This window comes from Dactylosporangium sp. NPDC049742 (genome assembly GCF_040674675.1).
In the GTDB taxonomy this organism is placed as follows: domain Bacteria; phylum Actinomycetota; class Actinomycetes; order Mycobacteriales; family Micromonosporaceae; genus Dactylosporangium; species Dactylosporangium maewongense.
Genome location: NZ_JBFANF010000035.1, coordinates 1 through 17,800, shown reverse-complemented (window position 1 = coordinate 17,800; position 17,800 = coordinate 1). Strand labels below are relative to the sequence as shown.

Annotated in this window: 15 protein-coding genes; 3 read left to right on the top strand and 12 right to left on the bottom strand. The window is 71.0% G+C overall.

Annotated elements, in window-relative coordinates; genetic code table 11:
- Positions 1 to 4: 4 nt before the first annotated feature.
- Entirely contained in the window at positions 5 to 1,873 is a 1,869-nt protein-coding gene (gene asnB / locus AB0J72_RS34580; protein WP_363406085.1) for an asparagine synthase (glutamine-hydrolyzing), read from the bottom strand.
- Between the two features lie 114 nt (positions 1,874 to 1,987).
- Here asnB and AB0J72_RS34575 point away from each other — a divergent pair, with 114 nt between their 5' ends.
- Positions 1,988 to 2,677 carry a response regulator transcription factor gene (locus tag AB0J72_RS34575; RefSeq protein WP_363406082.1) on the top strand — a complete coding sequence of 230 codons (690 nt, stop codon included), beginning with the start codon at positions 1,988 to 1,990 and terminating at the stop codon, positions 2,675 to 2,677.
- Between the two features lie 85 nt (positions 2,678 to 2,762).
- On the top strand, positions 2,763 to 4,421 hold the full coding sequence (locus AB0J72_RS34570; RefSeq protein WP_363406079.1) for an ATP-binding protein: 1,659 nt from the start codon (positions 2,763 to 2,765) through the stop codon (positions 4,419 to 4,421).
- 125 nt (positions 4,422 to 4,546) lie between these two features.
- On the opposite strand, the gene AB0J72_RS34565 is transcribed toward AB0J72_RS34570, so the two are convergent.
- Positions 4,547 to 6,526 (bottom strand): DUF4132 domain-containing protein, encoded by a 1,980-nt coding sequence (locus AB0J72_RS34565; protein ID WP_363406077.1) that lies wholly within the window; start codon positions 6,524 to 6,526, stop codon positions 4,547 to 4,549.
- A 218-nt stretch (positions 6,527 to 6,744) separates the two neighbouring features.
- Here AB0J72_RS34565 and AB0J72_RS34560 point away from each other — a divergent pair, with 218 nt between their 5' ends.
- Complete coding sequence (locus AB0J72_RS34560) at positions 6,745 to 7,242, top strand: hypothetical protein (RefSeq protein ID WP_363406074.1); 498 nt, start codon at positions 6,745 to 6,747, stop codon at positions 7,240 to 7,242.
- Positions 7,243 to 7,303: 61 nt separating this feature from the next.
- On the opposite strand, the gene AB0J72_RS34555 is transcribed toward AB0J72_RS34560, so the two are convergent.
- The 10 genes from AB0J72_RS34555 to AB0J72_RS34510 all read right to left on the bottom strand — a co-directional run bounded on the left by AB0J72_RS34555 (position 7,304) and on the right by AB0J72_RS34510 (position 17,330).
- Positions 7,304 to 7,666 (bottom strand): tetratricopeptide repeat protein, encoded by a 363-nt coding sequence (locus AB0J72_RS34555; protein WP_363406071.1) that lies wholly within the window; start codon positions 7,664 to 7,666, stop codon positions 7,304 to 7,306.
- Positions 7,667 to 7,702: 36 nt separating this feature from the next.
- Positions 7,703 to 8,530, bottom strand: coding sequence for a lysophospholipase (locus AB0J72_RS34550; protein WP_354903242.1), 828 nt, complete (start codon positions 8,528 to 8,530; stop codon positions 7,703 to 7,705).
- 88 nt (positions 8,531 to 8,618) lie between these two features.
- Complete coding sequence (locus AB0J72_RS34545) at positions 8,619 to 9,008, bottom strand: VOC family protein (RefSeq protein WP_363406068.1); 390 nt, start codon at positions 9,006 to 9,008, stop codon at positions 8,619 to 8,621.
- Positions 9,009 to 9,050: 42 nt separating this feature from the next.
- The gene (gene araA / locus AB0J72_RS34540) at positions 9,051 to 10,532 is read right to left on the bottom strand and encodes an L-arabinose isomerase (RefSeq protein ID WP_363406065.1); all 1,482 of its coding nucleotides are present in this window, start codon (positions 10,530 to 10,532) and stop codon (positions 9,051 to 9,053) included.
- Positions 10,529 to 11,203: an L-ribulose-5-phosphate 4-epimerase gene (locus tag AB0J72_RS34535; RefSeq protein ID WP_363406062.1), complete on the bottom strand. Its 675-nt coding sequence runs from the start codon at positions 11,201 to 11,203 to the stop codon at positions 10,529 to 10,531. The genes araA and AB0J72_RS34535 overlap by 4 nt, the downstream gene beginning before the upstream one ends.
- A complete protein-coding gene (locus AB0J72_RS34530; RefSeq protein WP_363406059.1) occupies positions 11,200 to 12,801 on the bottom strand; it encodes a ribulokinase in 1,602 nt (533 codons plus the stop codon). The genes AB0J72_RS34535 and AB0J72_RS34530 overlap by 4 nt, the downstream gene beginning before the upstream one ends.
- Entirely contained in the window at positions 12,798 to 13,784 is a 987-nt protein-coding gene (gene yjfF, locus AB0J72_RS34525) for a galactofuranose ABC transporter, permease protein YjfF (RefSeq protein WP_344498949.1), read from the bottom strand. The genes AB0J72_RS34530 and yjfF overlap by 4 nt, the downstream gene beginning before the upstream one ends.
- Positions 13,781 to 14,821: an ABC transporter permease gene (locus AB0J72_RS34520; protein ID WP_363406056.1), complete on the bottom strand. Its 1,041-nt coding sequence runs from the start codon at positions 14,819 to 14,821 to the stop codon at positions 13,781 to 13,783. Before AB0J72_RS34520 ends, yjfF begins: the two co-directional genes overlap by 4 nt.
- Positions 14,821 to 16,314: a sugar ABC transporter ATP-binding protein gene (locus AB0J72_RS34515; RefSeq protein WP_363406353.1), complete on the bottom strand. Its 1,494-nt coding sequence runs from the start codon at positions 16,312 to 16,314 to the stop codon at positions 14,821 to 14,823. Before AB0J72_RS34515 ends, AB0J72_RS34520 begins: the two co-directional genes overlap by 1 nt.
- A gap of 23 nt (positions 16,315 to 16,337) precedes the next feature.
- The gene (locus tag AB0J72_RS34510) at positions 16,338 to 17,330 is read right to left on the bottom strand and encodes an ABC transporter substrate-binding protein (protein ID WP_344498943.1); all 993 of its coding nucleotides are present in this window, start codon (positions 17,328 to 17,330) and stop codon (positions 16,338 to 16,340) included.
- Between the last annotated feature and the right edge of the window lie 470 nt (positions 17,331 to 17,800).

Below are 17,800 nucleotides of genomic sequence, written 5' to 3'. Positions count from 1 at the left end.
GGGTTCACACCGTGGGCCGGATGCGCTCATCGAGGGACCGGGAGCCGGCGCGGGCGGGCGGAGCGTTCTGCTGGCCGTACCAGAGGCAGAACATCAACACGGTCCAGATCTTGCGGGAGTGGTCGGCGTCGCCGCGGCGGTGGGCCGCGAGGAGGCGCTGGACGTGGCCGAGGTCGAGCAGGTGGTCGACGGCGGCGTCGGCGAACACGTCGCCGGCCCACACGCCGATCTCGCCGCGCAGCCAGACCCGGGTCGGCGTGGGGAAGCCGAGCTTGCGGCGGTCGACGACCGCGTCCGGCACGATGCCGCGCATCGCCTCCCGCAGCGCGAACTTCGTCGTCCTCGCCAGCTTCAGCGCCGTCGGCAGCTGCGCGGCGGCGGCGTAGACGGCCCGGTCCAGGAACGGCACCCGCAGCTCCAGCGAGTGCGCCATCGACATCCGGTCGGCCTTGGTGAGGATGTCGCCGGGCAGCCAGGTGTGCAGGTCGACGTACTGCATGGTGGCCACGTCGTCGAGGTGGGCGGCGGCCTCGTACAGCGGCGCCGTGACCGTCGTGTGCGGGTCGGCCGGCCCGCGCATGAGGCGGGCCTTCTCCGCGGTGCCGAAGATGCGGGCGTTGCCGTAGTAGCGCTCGTCGATCGGGGTGGTGGCCCGCTCCAGGAAGCTCTTGCCGCGCACCCCCTCCGGCAGCGCCGCCGACACGGCGCGCAGGCCGCGGCGCAGCGGGGCGGGCAGCCCGGCGACGCCGGCGAGCGCGGCCGGCTCCCGGTAGATCTCGTAGCCGGCGAAGAGCTCGTCGGCGCCCTCCCCGGACAGCACGACGGTGACGTCGCGGGCGGCGGTGCGGGCCAGGAACCACAGCGGCACGATCGCGGGGTCGGCGACGGGGTCGTCGAGGTGCCAGACGATGCGCGGCAGCTCGGCGATCACGTCGGCGTCGTGGACCAGGGTCGCGGTCAGCCCGACGCCGAGCGCGGCCGCGGTCTCCGTCGCCGCCTCGATCTCGCTGTAGCGTTCGTCGTCGAAGCCCACGGTGTACGTGCGGATGTCCGGGTGCTTCTCGCGGGCGAGCGCGACGACGGCGGTGGAGTCGATGCCGCTGGACAGGAACGCACCCAACGGCACCTCCGCCTGCAGGTGGGCGTGCACACTGTCCCTGAGCGCGTCGCGGACGGCCGCGATCGCGTCCGGCCGCTGCACCGGCTGCAGCGAGTGCCGAAAGTATGCGCTTATTTCCGTTTTTGTCGCATGTACTGTCAGCGCGTGGCCGGCGGGTAGCCGGCGCACCGCCGGGTGCAGCGTCTCCGGCTCCGGAACGTACTGCAGGGTCAGGTAATGCGACAGCGCCGCCGTGTCGACGCGGGTCCCGGTGCCGGCGAAGGGCAGCAGCGCCTTCTTCTCGCTCGCCAGGTAGAGACCGCCGGGCGTCGTCAGGTGGTACAGCGGCTTGATGCCGAACGGGTCCCGGAACGCGTGCACCGTGCCGGTCGCCCGGTCCAGCGCCACGATCGCGAACATCCCGCGCAGCCGGCGCACCGCCGACGGCCCCCAGTGGTGCAGCGCCGCCGCGAGGACCTCCGCCTCCCCCTCGGTGGCGAAGACCGCCGCGTGGTCACGGGCCAGCTCCGCGCGCAGCTGCAGGTAGTTGTAGATCTCGCCGTTGAACACGACCGTCCACGAGCCCCACGTCACCGGCTGCCGGCCGTGCGCGACGTCGACGATGGCGAGCCGCTGGAAGCCGAACGCGGCGCCGTCCTCCACGTGCAGCGTCGTCTCGTCGGGCCCGCGGTGACGCAGCAGGTCGAGGGCCTCGGCGAGCCGGTCGGTCTCGACCTCACCGGAGGCGCTGATGAAGACCAGGAATCCACACATGCCGGTGATGGTGCGGAGCCGGTCGTTGGGAACTGATGAAGAAGTGTGCGCCGGATCGAAACCCGAAGGAGGTTTCGCAGGTTCTTCACATCCTGCGCGCGACAATGATCGGCGATGAGCGCACGGATCCTGGTCGCCGAAGACGACCCGAAGCAGGCCGAGCTGATCCGCCTGTACCTGGAGCGGGACGGCCACAGCGTCCTGACCGTCCCCAACGGGCGGCTGGCCCTGGAGCAGTGCCGGTCGCGGCGGCCCGACCTGCTGGTCCTCGACGTCATGATGCCGCTGGTCGACGGCCTCGACGTGTGCCGGATCATCCGGGCCGAGTCGACGGTCGCGATCCTGCTGGTCACGGCCCGCTCGACCGAGGACGACCTGCTGCTCGGCCTGGACCTCGGCGCCGACGACTACATGACGAAGCCGGTCAGCCCGCGGGAGCTCGCCGCCCGGGTCCGGGCGCTGCTGCGCCGCTCCGGCATCGGCAGCCCCGGCCACCAGCAGGTGCTGCGGGTCGGCGACCTGGTCGTGGACGCCGGCCGGTTCGAGGTCCGCGTCGACGGCGCCGTGGTCGTGCTGACCGCGAAGGAGTTCGGCATCCTGGAGCTGCTCGCCGGCGAGCCCGGCCGCGTCTTCACCCGCGGCGAGATCATCAACCGGGTCTTCGGCTTCGAGCGCGACGTCTCCGAACGTACCGTCGACGCCCACGTCGTCAACCTGCGCCGCAAGATCGAGTCCGACCCGGCCGAGCCACGCTACGTGCAGACGGTGTACGGCCGCGGCTACCGGCTGAACGAGTCCGCATGAGCGGCCCGGAGCGAAGCGGAGGGCTGCGAATCAGCATTACAGGGTGGAGCTCAGGCCGGCGCCGGAGCGCAGCGGAGGCGACGGCATGAGCTTTCGTTTTCGGGTGTTCGGGTTGGTGCTGCTGGTGGCGGTGATCGCGATCGGGGTCACCGCGTGGCTGAGCATCCGGCTGACCGCCCTGGAGATCGCGCAGTCGCAGGAGACCTCGACCCGCAACGAGGTCACCACGGTCGCGGAGATCCAGGCGTACGCGCTGCGGCACGGCACCTGGGCGGGCGTCGACAAGATCGTGCAGCGGCTGTCGATCGCCAACCATCAGCGGATCCGGCTCACCAACCTGTACGGCCAGGTCACCGTCGACAGCGACCACCTCGCCAACCGCGCCGCCCGGGCCGTCGTCAGCCCGCCCGCCCTCGTCGACCCCCGCCCGACGCTCAAGTTCCCGCCGGAGCTGCTCGGGGCCCCGCGGACGCCCATGGAGCAGAAGACCGGCATCACCGAGCTCGAGACGAAGACGCTGCTGCAGATGGCCCTGTTCCGGGGCACGGTCGTCTTCGCGCGCTGCCTCACCGACCTGCACGTCGACCCGCCGCCGGTGACCCTCAACGAGTTCGGCGTCCCGTACGCCACCAGCGGCGTCGAGGACAGCCGCGACTGCGGCACCCAGGTCGGCGACGTCGGCGCGGCGGAGCAGCCCAACGACGAGCTGCCGGTGAAACGGTGCCGAGCCGAGAAGGACCAGGCGAAGTGCCTGATCAAGGCGTTCGGCGAGCGGGTCGCGACGTTCACCCCGGAGCCGCTGCAGCTCTACCTCGGCGCCGTCACCGACGACGCGACCAACCTCATCAGCCGCCCCGGCCTCGTCGCCGGCAGCGGCGTGCTGATCCTCGTCATCCTCGGCACCGCCCTCATCGCCCGGCACGTGAGCCTGCCCGTCCGCGACCTCACCGTCGCCTCCCGGCGCCTCGCCGACGGGCACCTCGACACCCGCGTGCCCTCTGGCGGCCGCGACGAGCTCGGGCAGCTGTCGGACTCGTTCAACCGGATGGCGGCCGCGCTGGAGGCGTCCGAGCAGGCCCAGCGCCGGCTCGTCGCCAGCGTCGCGCACGAGCTGCGCACCCCGCTGTCCAACCTGCTCGGCTACCTCGAGGCGCTGCAGGACGGCCTGGTCCCGCCGAGCCGCGAGCTGTTCGGATCGCTGCACGACGAGGCCGAGCTGCAGCGCCGTATCCTCGACGACCTGCAGGACCTGACCCTCGCCGAGGCGGGGCACCTCACGTACCGCCGCAGCGACTTCGACCTGGCCGACCTGGTCGACACCGCCCGGGTGGCGCACCTCGCGGTCGCCGAGGCCGCCGGCGTCCGCCTGACCGCGGAGACCGCCGGCCCGCTGCCCGTGCACGCCGACCACGACCGTCTCCGCCAGGTCCTCGGCAACCTCATCGGCAACGCCATCCGCTACACCGACCGCGGCGGCCACGTGGCACTGCGCGCCTTCCCCGACGCCGACCACATCACCGTCGAGGTCCGCGACACCGGCTGCGGCATCGCCCCCGCCGACCTGCCCTTCGTCTTCCAGCGCTTCTGGCGCGCCGACCCCGCCCGCGACCGCGCCACCGGCGGCAGCGGCCTCGGCCTGACCATCGCCCGCCAGATCGTCCGCGACCACGCCGGCGACCTCACCGTCGAGAGCACCCTCGGCGAGGGTTCGACCTTCCGCTTCACCCTCCCGACCGCTGACTGACCCGCAACGTCAGCCTGTACCCCTGGCGGATCGGGAATTCGTCGCCGCAGCAGTCGCCCTGCTCCACTTCGACCACGCCCGCACCACCTGAGACCCTCGGTGATCACGACGTCGCACGGAATGACTCACTGACTGGCTTCCTGCAGATCATGGATGAGCTCCGACACGGCGACCGGGTCGATCGCGCCGAAGCCGGGGACGGGCTCGCCGTCGGCGTGGGTGGGCAGCCACACGTTGCCGAGGGTCTGCTGCTGTTCGGCGGTGACGTCGCCGATGAACATGCCGGGGTCGAGGTCGAGCGAGGCGACGAGGCCGCCGGGCAGGTCGCGCTCCAGCGTGCACAGCATGCCGCCGTCGCCGACCTCGCCCATCCGCCAGCCGCGGCGCACCAGCCCGAGGAGCCGTCCGACGTGCACGGTGCGGCCGTCCTGCCGGTCGAGGCTGTGGGCGGTGCGCTCGTTGTCGGTCAGCACGTGGACGTCGCGACCCAGCTGCGCGAACGGCTGCGAGACCTCGTAGTCGGCGAACACCTCCGCCCACGCCGCCAACCGGTCGCCGAGCCGGAGCGGGTGCGCGAGCCACACCGTTGCGGTCGCGGTGACGACGATCGGCTCGTCTTCCACGTCGGCGTACGTGCGGTCCTCGGCCACCCGGAAGCACGCCTCGCCACCGTCGGGGCCCTCGGACGTCACCCAGAGCAGCCGGCGCGCGACGTGCCACAGCAGCGGATGTCCCACCAGGTACCGGTGGAACTCCGCACTGCTCCACCGGCGCTGGTCGGCCATGGCGCGCTCGAGGCGGCGGATCTGGTCGGCCGCCACGGTCCGCACGTCCTTCTTCAACCCGAGGAACCGCTGGTACGCGGCGGGCGCGGCGACCGGGTCGTCCTTCACTCCGGGCCTGGGCAGCGCGGCGCGGCGGGCACCGGCGGCGTCGGTGACAAAGGGCATGAGGTGCTCGTCGAAGCCGACGACGAACCGGCGCGGCCCGTAGTCGAGGCTGAGGCTGCCGTCGGTGTCGAGACCGAGGTCGGGCACGAGGCGGTCCGCGAGCTGCTCCAGGGTGAGGCCGGTGTCCCGGGCCAGGGTCTCCAGCCGCTCCTTGGCGAGCCGGCGGGTGCTGTGCTTGGCGGCTTTGTCGGCGACACCCTGGATGTGCATGAGCGCCACGTCGGTGCCGATCGCGGTGAGCACGTCGAGGCCGCGCGCAGCCCGGGTGTGGTCGCCGTGACCGGGCCAGGAGCGGATCAGCGGACTGAGCCTGCGGGCCGTCTCGTCGTCGCCGATGAGGCCCTGCATGTCGAGCGCCCATCGGCCGACCGACGGACAGTTGGCGTCGACCCAGCGCAGCAGGAGGGCCCGGCCGAAGGCGGCCAGCGAGACGGGGTCGCAGACGTCCTTCACGATCTCCAGGCCCGCATACGGCAGGGCGGACTGGGACAGCGCGAGCATGGTGACCACGTGCCGCGCCGACTCGACCGGCAGGGTCCGCACGCCGTCCCGCAGCCGGATCGTCGGCAGCGTCGGCACGCCGACCCAGCGCGGGATCTTCGGCAACGTCGAGGGCAGCAGCTCGAGCGGGTCCGTGTCGAGCATCGCCCGGATCGCGGCGCCGGCCGCCGAACCGTAGTTGTCGGCGGCGGTGAGCACCAGATCCCGGTGACCGTCCGTGGCGAGCGCCAGCAGTGCGCGCTCGGCGAGCTCGCGGCGCGGGCCGGGCTCGTCCAGGGCCGGCGGCACGAGATCGCGGGCGGCGGCGGCCGGGTGGCGGGACAGCCACTGCCGCGCGAGGTCGCGGGTCCACGCCGACCGGGACTTCACCCGCAGTTCCATCATCAGGTCAGCCAGCTCCGGGCCGGTGAACGGCAGCAGCCGCGGCGTCGTCTCGGTGACCATCTCCCGCGACAACGCGACGAGGTCCGGCACGGCGTGCAGCGCGTCGGCTCCCGGCGTGCCGTCGGACGCCAGCGGCGCGGAACGGGTCAGGCCGGGCACCACGACCGGCTCGCGGCGGCGGGACCACGGCGGGGTGACGAGCACATCCGGCAGCCCGTCGGGCCCAGTGGTCGCCGGGCCGGTCGGCGGCGGCAGGTCCGTCGTGGTCACGCAGTCACCTCACGCAGGTCACGGATGAGTTCGGACATCGACCTCGTCCCGAGCTCATTCGGCAACCGAGGCATACGCGAAGCTGCATCCTATTCGTGCCCGTCGGTACCGCGTTCGAGGACGACGCTTGCCGGGCCGTGGTCACAATGCGGTCATGTTCGCCGCCCGTCAACGCGGTTCGGGTACCGGCTGGACCGCGGGGCAGGCAGAATCTGGTCATGGTGGTGCTCGTCGACGACGTCGTCACGGTCGCCTACGGCCAGATGTACGTCGACAGCCGGACCCTGGCGGACCGGGACGGCGATCCCTGGCCGTTCGTGGGACAGCGCAACGGGCTGTGCGGCGCGGCCGAGCCGGGCTATCTGTTCCTGAAGACCGCGACGCACACGGGGGACGTGCCGCTCACCGTCGAACGCCATGACGAGGATCCGCCGCTCGCCGCGTTCTGGGAAGACGTCGTGGAGGTGTCGTTCCGGCCCGCCACCGCCGAGACGCGGTTGCTGCAGTGGGACGGGTCGCGAAGCTGGCGGCTGGAGCTCGAGCTACGCGACTACCGGGCCCGCTACTGCGCATACGGCTGGGACTTCGCCGAGGGCGACGACGACGAGGACTCCGAGGAGCAGTACCTGCTGCAGTTCTGGCCGGCGCCGCCCGCCGAGGATCGGCTGGTCCGGCAGGAGAGCCGCGGGGGCGAGCACCTCGCCGCCCGCCACTAGGCCCTGTCCTGCTCCTCCCCAAGTGGGGTTGAGCAGGACCGGGCGGTGGGACGGGCCGGGGTCAGGGGGAGCAGGCGGACTCGACGCGGCGGACGGCGTCGGAGTAGTCGGGGACGGTGGACATCGCCGCGGCCAGGCGCAGGTAGGGCAGGGCCTCGCGGGGCTTGTTCTGCCGCTCCAGGGTGCGACCCAGCAGGTGGTGGGCGTAGTGGTCGGTCGGGTCGCGGTCGACCAGGGCGCGCAGGTGCGTCTCGGCGCGGTGCAGCTGGGCCGAGGCGAAGTAGGCGCGGGCCAGCCACAGCCGGACCTCGGCGTTGCCCGGCTCCTGGTCCAGGACGGTGGTGAGGATCTTCGCGGCTTCGATCGGGTCGCCGGCGTCGAAGTAGAGGACTCCCCTGCGGTACTCGGTCATGACGTCGTCCATGGAAGGGATCAACTGCGCGAGGGCCCGGCGCATTCCTCAGTGGGTCTTCAGCCACCCGATCAGGTCGTCGAGGACGCGGTCCTGCTCGGGCTCGTTGAAGACCTCGTGGTGCAGGTCGTCGTAGATGTGCAGGGTGAGGTCCCGGGAGCCGGCCCGGTCCGCGATGAGGCGGCTGCCGGCGGGGTCGACGAGCTTGTCCGAGGCGCCGTGCAGGACCAGGGTCGGCAGGGTGAGCGACGGCAGGCGGCGCTGGAACACGGCCATCTGGGTGAGCATGGCGCCGCCGATGCCCGCGGGGACCTTGCCGTGGTAGACGAGCGGGTCGGCGTCGTAGGCGGCCACGACCGCCGGGTCTTTGGAGATGTACGCGGAGTTCAGCGCCTGGACGGGGGTCGCCGGCGCGATCCGGCCGAGGACCTTCGCGACGGCGATCGCCGGCTTGCCGATCCCGGAGCCGGGGACGACCGGCGTGCCGGACAGGGCGAGCGCGCGCAGCGACGCCTGGTGGTCCAGGGCGTACGCGAGCGCGATCATGGCGCCCATGCTGTGCCCGATGAGGAACGGCGCCTGGCCGGGGTGACGGGCGGCGACCTCTCCGAAGAGCAGGTGCAGGTCGGCGGTGTACTCGTCGATGCTGCGCAGGTACATCCGCTTCCCGCCGGAGCGGCCGTGGCCGCGGTGGTCGGGCGCGTAGACGGCCAGGCCGAGCTCGCCGAGGCGGGCCACGACGTGGTCATACCGCCGGGCGTGCTCCCCCATGCCGTGGGAGAGCACGACGACCCCCTCGACGTTCGACGGCGTCCAGGCGTCGTAGACGATGCGGACCCCGCCGCCTCCGGTGAGGCTGTGCTCCTCGCGCTGCATGGCAGCATCGTCCGCCCTGAACGACCGGCAATGCAACCCGCGAGTAACAAAGTCCCTGCGCCGCCCGCAAGAAACGGCGCAGGGACGATCAGGCGGCGGCGCGCTCGGCGGCGCTGCGCTCCACGCAGAACTCGTTGCCCTCGGGGTCGGCCAGGGTGACCCAGCCGGTGCCGTCGTCCTTGCGGAAGTCGGCGACCAGCGTGGCGCCCAGGCCGAGGATGCGCTGGACCTCCTCGTCCCTGGAGGCGTCGGTGGGCTGGAGGTCGAGGTGGATGCGGTTCTTGCCGGTCTTGCCCTCCGGCACCTGGATGAACAGCATCCCCGTCGAGCCGTCCGGGGCGTTCAGCGCCGCCTCGGTGTGCTCCGGCAGGTTCGGGTCGGCGGGGTCCTCGCGGAAACCCGTGACGGCGGCCCAGAACAGGGACAGGTCGTAGCACTTGGCGCAGTCGACGGTGATGTGCCTGATTCGTACGGTCATGCACCCACCTCACCAGTTCCGTAAACGGAACGCACCCGTATTTCAGAACCCCCTCGCGAGGCGATGGTACGCCTGGTTCCAGCGGACCTCCTTGGCGAACTGCCGGACCGTCGTGTCCGCGTCGATGACGAGCAGCTCCGTGCCGGTCATGTCCGCCAGGTCCGTCAGCTCCTCGGTACCGACGGCGAACGACAGCACCGTGTGGTGCGGGCCGCCGGCGGTCAGCCACGACTCCGCGGACGTCGACAGGTCCGGCCGCGGCTTCCAGACCGCCCGCGCCACGGGCAGCTTCGGCAGCGGCGCGGTCGGCGTGACCACGTCGATCTCGTTGGCGACGAGCCGGAAGCGCTCGCCGAGGTCGGCCAGGCCGAGCACGACGGCGGGGCCGGGCGTGGCGTCGAAGACCAGCCGCACCGGGTCCTCGCGGCCGCCGATGCCGAGCGGGTGGATCTCGCACGACGGCGTGTCGAAGGCGATGCTCGGGCACACCTCCAGCATGTGCGCGCCGAGGATGACCTCGTTGCCGGGCGTGAGGTCGTACGTGTAGTCCTCCATGAACGACGTGCCACCGCCGGGTGCCATCGCCTTCAAGGTGCGCACGAGCACGGAGGTCTTCCAGTCGCCCTCGCCGCCGAAGCCGTAGCCGTCGGCCATGAGCCGCTGCACCGCGAGGCCCGGCAGCTGGCGCAGCCCGCCGAGGTCCTCGAAGTTGGTGGTGAAGGCCTTGAACCCGCCGGCGGTGAGGAACGCGCGCAGGCCGAGCTCGATCCGGGCCGCGTAGCGCAGCGACTCGGCCCGGTCGGTCTTCAGCGACGACGACACCCGGTACGTGTCGTGGTACTCCTTGACGAGGTTGTCCACGTCCGCGTCGAGGGTCGCGTCGACGGCCTCGACGAGGTCGTTCACGCCGTACGTGTTGACGGAGACCCCGAAGCGCAGCTGCGCCTCGACCTTGTCGCCCTCGGTGACGGCGACGTCGCGCATGTTGTCGCCGAAGCGGGCCAGCCGCAGCGACCGCATCTCCGTGTAGCCGGCAGCCGCGCGGGCCCACGCGCCGATGCGGGCGGTGACCCGCGGATCGGTGACGTGCCCGGCCACGGTCTTGCGGGCCACGCCGAGCCGGGACTGGATGTAGCCGAACTCGCGGTCGCCGTGGGCGGCCTGGTTCAGGTTCATGAAGTCCATGTCGATCTCGGCCCACGGCAGCGCCACGTTGGCCTGCGTGTGCAGGTGCAGCAGCGGGGTGCGCAGCGCGTCGAGCCCGGAGATCCACATCTTGGCCGGCGAGAAGGTGTGCATCCACGCGACCACGCCGACGACCGACGGGTCGGCGTTGGCTTCGAGGCAGATCCGCAGGATGTCGCCGGCGCTGGTGAGCACCGGCTTCCACACCACGCGCACCGCGATGTCCGGCGACTCGTCCAGCGTCGCGGCGATCTGCCTCGACTGGGCCGCGACCTGGTCGAGCGTCTCGGGGCCGTAGAGCCCCTGGCTGCCGGTCAGGAACCAGACCTCGTGCGTCATGTTGTGCTCCTCTGCCCGCCCTGCGGCTGGCCGTAGACGTTCTGGTAGCGGTCGTGCAGCGAGGCGACGGCCTGGTCCGGCAGCCGCTCGACGGCGCCCAGCTGCCGGGCGAAGTGCATGGTCCTGGCGACGTCCTCACACATGACCGCCGCCTTCACGGCGGCCTTCGCGGTGGCGCCGATGGTGAAGGGGCCGTGCTGCAGCATCAGCACCGCCGGTGACGGGTGCCCGGTGAGCGTCTCGACGATGCCGCGGCCGATCGCGTCGGAGCCGATCAGCGCGAACGGCCCGACCGGGATGTCGCCGCCGAACTCGTCGGCCATCGCGGTGATCGAGCACGGGATCGGCTCGCCGCGGGCGGCCCACGCCGTCGCGTACGGGCTGTGCGTGTGCACGACCCCGCCGACGTGCGGCATGTGCCGGTACACGTACGCGTGCGCCGCGGTGTCCGACGACGGGGACCGGTCCCCCTCGACGAGCTTGCCGTCGAGGTCGCAGACCACCATCGCCTCGGGGGTCAGGTCGTCGTAGGAGACCCCCGACGGCTTGATCACCAGCAGGTCCGCGCCCGGGACGCGGGCGGACACGTTGCCCGACGTCCAGGTGACCAGGCCCCAGCGGATCAGCTCGGCGTGCAGGTCGCAGACTTCCCGCCGGAGCTTCGAGATCACTGGGCCACCTCCTCGCGCAGCGCGCGGAGGCGGTGCAGGACCTCGTTGCCACCGGGGCGGCCGAAGTAGTCATGCAGCTGCCGGTACTCGGCGTAGAGTCGGTCGTAGACGTCGGCGGCTGCGTCGTCGGGCGTGTAGACGGCCCGCTTCACCTTGCCCATCGCCGCCGCGGCGGCCCGCACGTCCGGGTATTCGCCGGCGGCGACCGCGGCGTGGATCGCCGAGCCCAGCGCCGGCCCCTGCTCGGAGTCGATGACGCTGATCGGGCGGCGCAGCACGTCGCTGTAGAGCTGCATGAGGAACGTGTTCTTGAGCAGCCCGCCGGCGGCGATGAACTCGGTCACCGGCACGCCGGCGGTCTCGAGGGTCTCGACGATGGTGCGGGTGCCGTAGGCGGTCGCCTCGATCAGTGCCCGGTAGACGTCCTCGGGGCGGGTGGCGAGGGTCTGCCCGACGATGACGCCCGACAGGTGGTGGTCGACGAGCACGGAGCGGTTGCCGTTGTGCCAGTCGAGCGCGACCAGGCCGTGCTGTCCGGGGCGCTGCTCGGCGGCCGCGGCGGTGAGCTGGTCGTGGTCCGCGGACGCGAACCCGGCGAACCAGCCGAAGATGTCGCCGACGCCGGACTGTCCGGCCTCGTAGCCGTACAGGCCGGGGATGATGCCGTCGGCGACGACGCCGCACATGCCGGGCACGTCGGCCAGGGTCGCGCCGCTCATCACGTGGCACGTGGAGGTGCCCATGATGGCGACGAGCTGCCCGGCGTCGACGGCCTGCGCGGCCGGGGCGGTCACGTGCGCGTCGACGTTGCCGACGGCGACCGCGATCCCCTCCGGCAGCCCGGTCCACGCGGCCGCCTCGGCCGTCAGCCGGCCGGCGAGCCCGCCGAGCGGTGACAGCGGCCCGTCGGTCTTGTCGAGGAACGCGCCGAAGCCGGTGTGCAGCGCCTCGAAGTAGTCCCGGGGCGGGTAGCCGCCGTCCTGGTGGGCGCCCTTGTAGCCGGCGGTGCACGCGTTGCGGGTCTCGACCCCGGCCAGCTGCCACACGATCCAGTCGGCGGCCTCGATGAAGCGCTCGGCCCGCGCGAAGACGTCGGGGTCCTCCTCGAGGACCTGCAGCGCCTTCGCCAGCTGCCATTCGGAGGAGAGCTTCCCGCCGTACCGCGGCAGCCACGCCTCGCCACGCGATGCGGCGAGCGCGTTGATCTGGTCGGCCTGCCGTTGCGCGGCGTGGTGCTTCCACAGCTTCGGGTAGGCGTGCGGGCGGTCCGGCAGGAGGTCGCTCAGCGGCGTGCCGTCGGCGAGCACCGGCAGGAACGTGCACGCCGTGAAGTCGGTCGCGATGCCGACGACCTGCGTGGCGTCCAGGCCCTCCAGCGCGGCCGGGACGGCGTGCCGCAGCACGTCGACCCAGTCGGACGGCATTTGCAGCGCCCAGTGCGGGGGCAGCGCCTCGCCGGTCGCCGGGAGGGTCCGCTCGACCGCGCCGTGCCGGTACTCGTGGACGGCGGTGCCCACTTCCGCCCCGTCGGCCACGCGGACCACGACGGCGCGGCCGGACAGGGTCCCGAAGTCGACCCCGACTACATATCTCGTCATTGTGATCTCCGCGCCACGGCCCGCTGCAGCACGATGAACGCGAACAGCAGCGCACCAATGACGATCTTGGTCCACCACGAGCTGAGGGTGCCCTCGAACGTGATGATGGTCTGGATGAGGCCGAGCACGAGGACCCCGAGCACGGTGCCGAACAGGAAGCCGGATCCGCCGGTGAGGACGGTCCCGCCGATGACCACGGCCGCGATGGCGTCGAGCTCCATGCCGAGGGCGTGCAGGCCGTAACCGGAGGACGTGTAGAAGGTCAGCAGCACGCCGCCGAGGGCGGAGCAGACGCCGCTGATCGTGTAGACGGCGATCTTCGTGCGCCCGACGGGCAGGCCCATGAGGAGCGCCGACTGCTGGTTGCCGCCGATGGCGTAGATGTTGCGGCCGATCCTGGTGTACGCCAGGACGTACGCGCCGACGAGCACCACGACGAGCGAGATGACGACGCTCCACGAGATGTGGAACCCGCCGAAACGGATCTTGTAGTCGGCCAGCTCGGTCCACAGCGCGTTGTCGATGCGGATCGCCTCGGTGCTGATGACGTAGCACAGGCCGCGGGCCAGGAACATGCCGGCGAGCGTGGCGATGAAGGGCTGGATGTCGAAGAAGTGGATGATGCAGCCCATCGCGAGGCCGATCAGGGCGCCGACGAGCAGCACCACGGGCAGCACCGCGATCGGTGACCAGCCGGCCCGCACCAGCGACGCGAAGATCATCGTGGTGAGCGCGACGACCGCGCCGACCGACAGGTCGATGCCGCCGGTCAGGATCACGAACGTCATGCCGACGCCGACGACGAGCAGGAATCCGTTGTCGATGAAGACGTTCAGGACGATCTGGGTGTCGTCGAAGCCGGTGTACCGTACGACGCCGGCGCCGTACATGAGGCACAGCAGCGCCAACGTGGCCAGGACCGGGATGTGCCGCTGCTGCGGCCTGCGGATGACCCGCTTCTGCAGTGATTCAAACGTCGTCATGCCGTCACCTCCACCTTCTGCGGCGCCTTCGGGGCGGGCGCGGACGGCCGGCGGCGCTGGAACTTCTCGCGGAACTTCGGCGCCTGGGCGAGGCACAGGACGACCACGACGACCGCCTTGAACAGCAGCGTCACCTCGGGCGGGATGCCGACGGTGTAGATCGTGATGTCGAGGGTCTTGATGATGACCGCGCCGAGGATGGTGCCGGCGATCGAGAACCGGCCGCCGGACAGCGAGGTGCCGCCGATGACCACGGCGAGGATCGCGTCGAGCTCGATGAGCAGGCCGGCGTTGTTGCCGTCGGCGCTGGACACGTTGGAGCTGATCATCAGCCCGGCGACGCCGGCGCAGAGCCCGGCGAACACGTAGACGATGAGGATCAGCCAGCGCGACTTGATGCCGGCCAGCCGGGAGGCTTCGGCGTTGCCGCCGACGGACTCCAGCAGCAGCCCGAGCGCCGAGCGGCGCACGACCAGGCCGGCGAGGACCGCGACGCCGACGGCGATGATGACGCTGAGCGGCAGGCCCAGCCAGTAGCCCGCGCCGATCATCTTGTACGGGCCGCTGTTGATCGTGATGATCTGCCCGTCGGTGATGAGCTGGGCAAGGCCGCGGCCGGCGACCATGAGGATCAGCGTGGCGATGATCGGCTGGATGCCGACGGTGGCGACGAGGAACCCGTTCCAGACGCCGAGCACCAGCGACAGCACGAGCGCGAGCCCGACGGCCGCGAGGACGCCGCCGACGCTGTTCTGGTTGTCCAGCTCGCTGATGCGCAGGCAGGCGAGCGCGCCGGCGATCGCGACGACGGCGCCGACCGACAGGTCGATGCCGCCCGTGGCGATGACCAGCGTCATGCCCAGCGCCACGAGCCCCAGCGGCGCGCTGGCCCGCAGGATGTCGATGATGCTGCCGTACAGGTGACCGTCGCGGAGCTCGATCTTGAAGAACCCGCCGGAGAAGAACACGTTCGTGACGAGCAGCAGCACGAGGATCGCCGCCGGCCAGAACAGCCTGTGCTTGGTGATCGCCGCCATCAGGTGCCGCTCGCAATCGTCTCGGTGAGGCGGTCGAGGTCGACCGCGTCGGTGTTCTCCAGCTGGGTGACCAGCCTCCGGTCGCGCAGGACGCCGATGCGGTGGCTGAGGCGCAGCACCTCCTCCAGCTCGGCGGAGATGAACAGCACGGCCATGCCGCCGTCGGAGAGCTCGACGACCAGCCGCTGGATCTCGGCCTTGGCGCCGATGTCGATGCCGCGGGTCGGCTCGTCGAGGATGAGCAGCCGCGGCTCGGTGATGAGCCACCGCGCCAGGAGGACCTTCTGCTGGTTGCCGCCGCTGAGGTTGCGGACCGGCAGCTCCGGGTCCTTCGGGTTGATGTTCAGCGCGTCGATGTACTTCTGGACCAGTTCGTCCTGCCGCCGGCGGGGCAGCGGGCGGGTCCAGCCGCGGGCCGCCTGCAGGGCGAGGATGATGTTCTCGCGGACCGACAGCTCCTCGACCAGGCCTTCGGTCTTGCGGTTCTCGGAGCAGTACGCGATGTCGTGGCCCATGGCGGTGCGCGGGCCGTGCAGGTTGACGGGCTTGCCGTCGATCTCGAGGCGGCCGCTGTCGGCCTTGTCGGCGCCGAAGAACAGCCGCGCCAGCTCGGTGCGGCCGGAGCCCAGCAGGCCGGCGAGGCCGACGACCTCGCCCTTGTGGATGGTGAGGCTGAACGGCTCGACGGCGCCGGAGCGGCCCAGCTCGTGCGCCTGGGCGACCGCCTCGACGCCCGAGAACGAGCGCTTGCCGGCGTCCTCGAGCCGCTCCAGCAGCGCCAGCTCCTTGCCGATCATGAGGCTGACGAGCTGGACCTGGCTGATGTCGGCGACGAGGTGCTCGCCGACCAGCCGGCCGTTGCGCAGGATCGTCATCCGGTCGCAGATCTCGTAGATCTGGTCGAGGAAGTGCGACACGAACACGATCGCGATGCCCTGCGCCTTGAGCTGCCGCATGATGCGGAACAGCTGAGCGACCTCGCCGGCGTCGAGGCTGGAGGTCGGCTCGTCGAGGACGAGGACCTTCGCGTCGACGTCGATGGCGCGGGCGATCGCGACCAGTTGCTGCACGGCGAGGGAGTAGGTCGACAGCTGTGCGGTGACGTCGAGGTCGAGCTCCATGCGCTGGAGCAGCTCGGTCGCGCGGCGCCGCATGACGCCCCACTGGATCCGGCCGAACTTCGTCGGCTCGCGCCCGATGAAGATGTTCTCCGCGACCGAGAGGTTGGCGCAGAGGTTGACCTCTTGGTACACGGTGCTGATGCCGGCCTCGGTGGCCTGGTGCGGACCGGCGAACCGGACCGGGCGGCCCTCGAGGGTGATCTCGCCCTCGTCGATGTCGTAGACGCCGGTCAGCACCTTGATGAGCGTCGACTTCCCGGCGCCGTTCTCACCCATGAGGGCGTGGATCTCCCCTTGGTACAGGCGGAAATCCACACCCTCGAGGGCCTTGACGCCGGGGAACTGCTTGCTGATGCCGCTCATGCTCAGCATTGCGGTCCCCATGGTTGCGCCTCTCAGTACTTGCGGTTCGGCAGCGCGGCCTTCGCCTGCTCCGGGGTGAACGCGGACTCCTCGGTCAGCACCCGCTGCGGGATGGTCTCGCCGGCGACGACCTTCTTGGCCAGGTCCATGAGCTGGGGGCCAAGCAACGGCGAGCACTCCACGATGTAGTTGATCTTGCCCTCGGACAGGGCCGTCATGCCGTCCTTGACCGCGTCGACGGTGATGATCTTGATGTCGACACCGGGCTTCTTACCGGCCGCGACGATCGCCTCGATGGCGCCGAGGCCCATGTCGTCGTTGTGCGCGTACAGCACGTCGATCTTCGGGTTGGCCTTCAGGAAGGCCTCCATGACCTCCTTGCCCTTGGCGCGGGTGAAGTCACCGGTCTGCGAGGCGATGACCTTGAACTTCGGGTCGGCCTTGATGACGTCGGCGAAGCCGGACTTGCGGTCGTTGGCCGGCGCTGAGCCGGTCGTGCCCTGCAGCTCGACGATGTTCACCGTGTCGGTCTTGCCCTGGTACTCCTTGACCAGCCACTCGCCGGCCTTCTTGCCCTCCAGGACGAAGTCGGAGCCGATGAACGTCTTGTAGAGCGAGGTGTCCTTCGAGTCGACCGCGCGGTCGGTCAGGATCACCGGGATCTTGGCGTCCTTGGCCTCCTTGAGCACGGTGTCCCAGCCCGACTCGACGACCGGCGAGAAGGCGATGATGTCCACCTTCTGCGCGATGTAGCTGCGGATCGCCTTGATCTGGTTCTCCTGCTTCTGCTGCGCGTCGGAGAACTTCAGGTCGATACCGGCGGCGGTGGCGGCCTCCTGGATCGACTTGGTGTTCGCCGTCCGCCAGCCGGACTCGGCGCCGACCTGGGCGAAGCCCATCGTGATCTTGCCGTCGTCCTTCTTCGTGCCGCTGCCGGCGTCGCCTTCCTTCTCGCCGCCGCACGCGCTGAGCGCGCCTACGACCAGCAGACCGCCGAGCACGGCCGCGGACCACTTCTTCAGCACTACGCCTCTCCTCACGGGGTGTCTTGCGCCAGAGCTAGTGAACGTTCACATTCAAGGGCGGGCCGCCCCACCGCCGGGGTGTGTGGCAGTGGGGGTACCTCGCTCCGGCCTGGATTACATTGGCCGTCGCGCTTGTATGTCGAGAGTGTTAGCGTTCTCATCCCCGACGTCAAGTCCGTGACGTCGATTCGTGACCGGAGGTGCTCGTTGGCCCATCCCGCGCGCTCCGGGCGGGACCGCGCAGCCTCCGCTCGCGCCGCCTCAACCGCCCCCGCTTCCACCGAACGTGCTTCCACTCCTACGGAAAGTAGCGCTTCCGCCGCTTACGGCGATCCAGGTTCGACGGAACGTGACGCACGAGCTGCGTCGCGTGATGTTTCGGCTCGCGGCCAGATGTCCCTGGGCAACCTGGCGCAGTCCTCGGACATCGAAGGCCGTGCGCCGGGACAAACCGGATCCAGGCCCGCCGG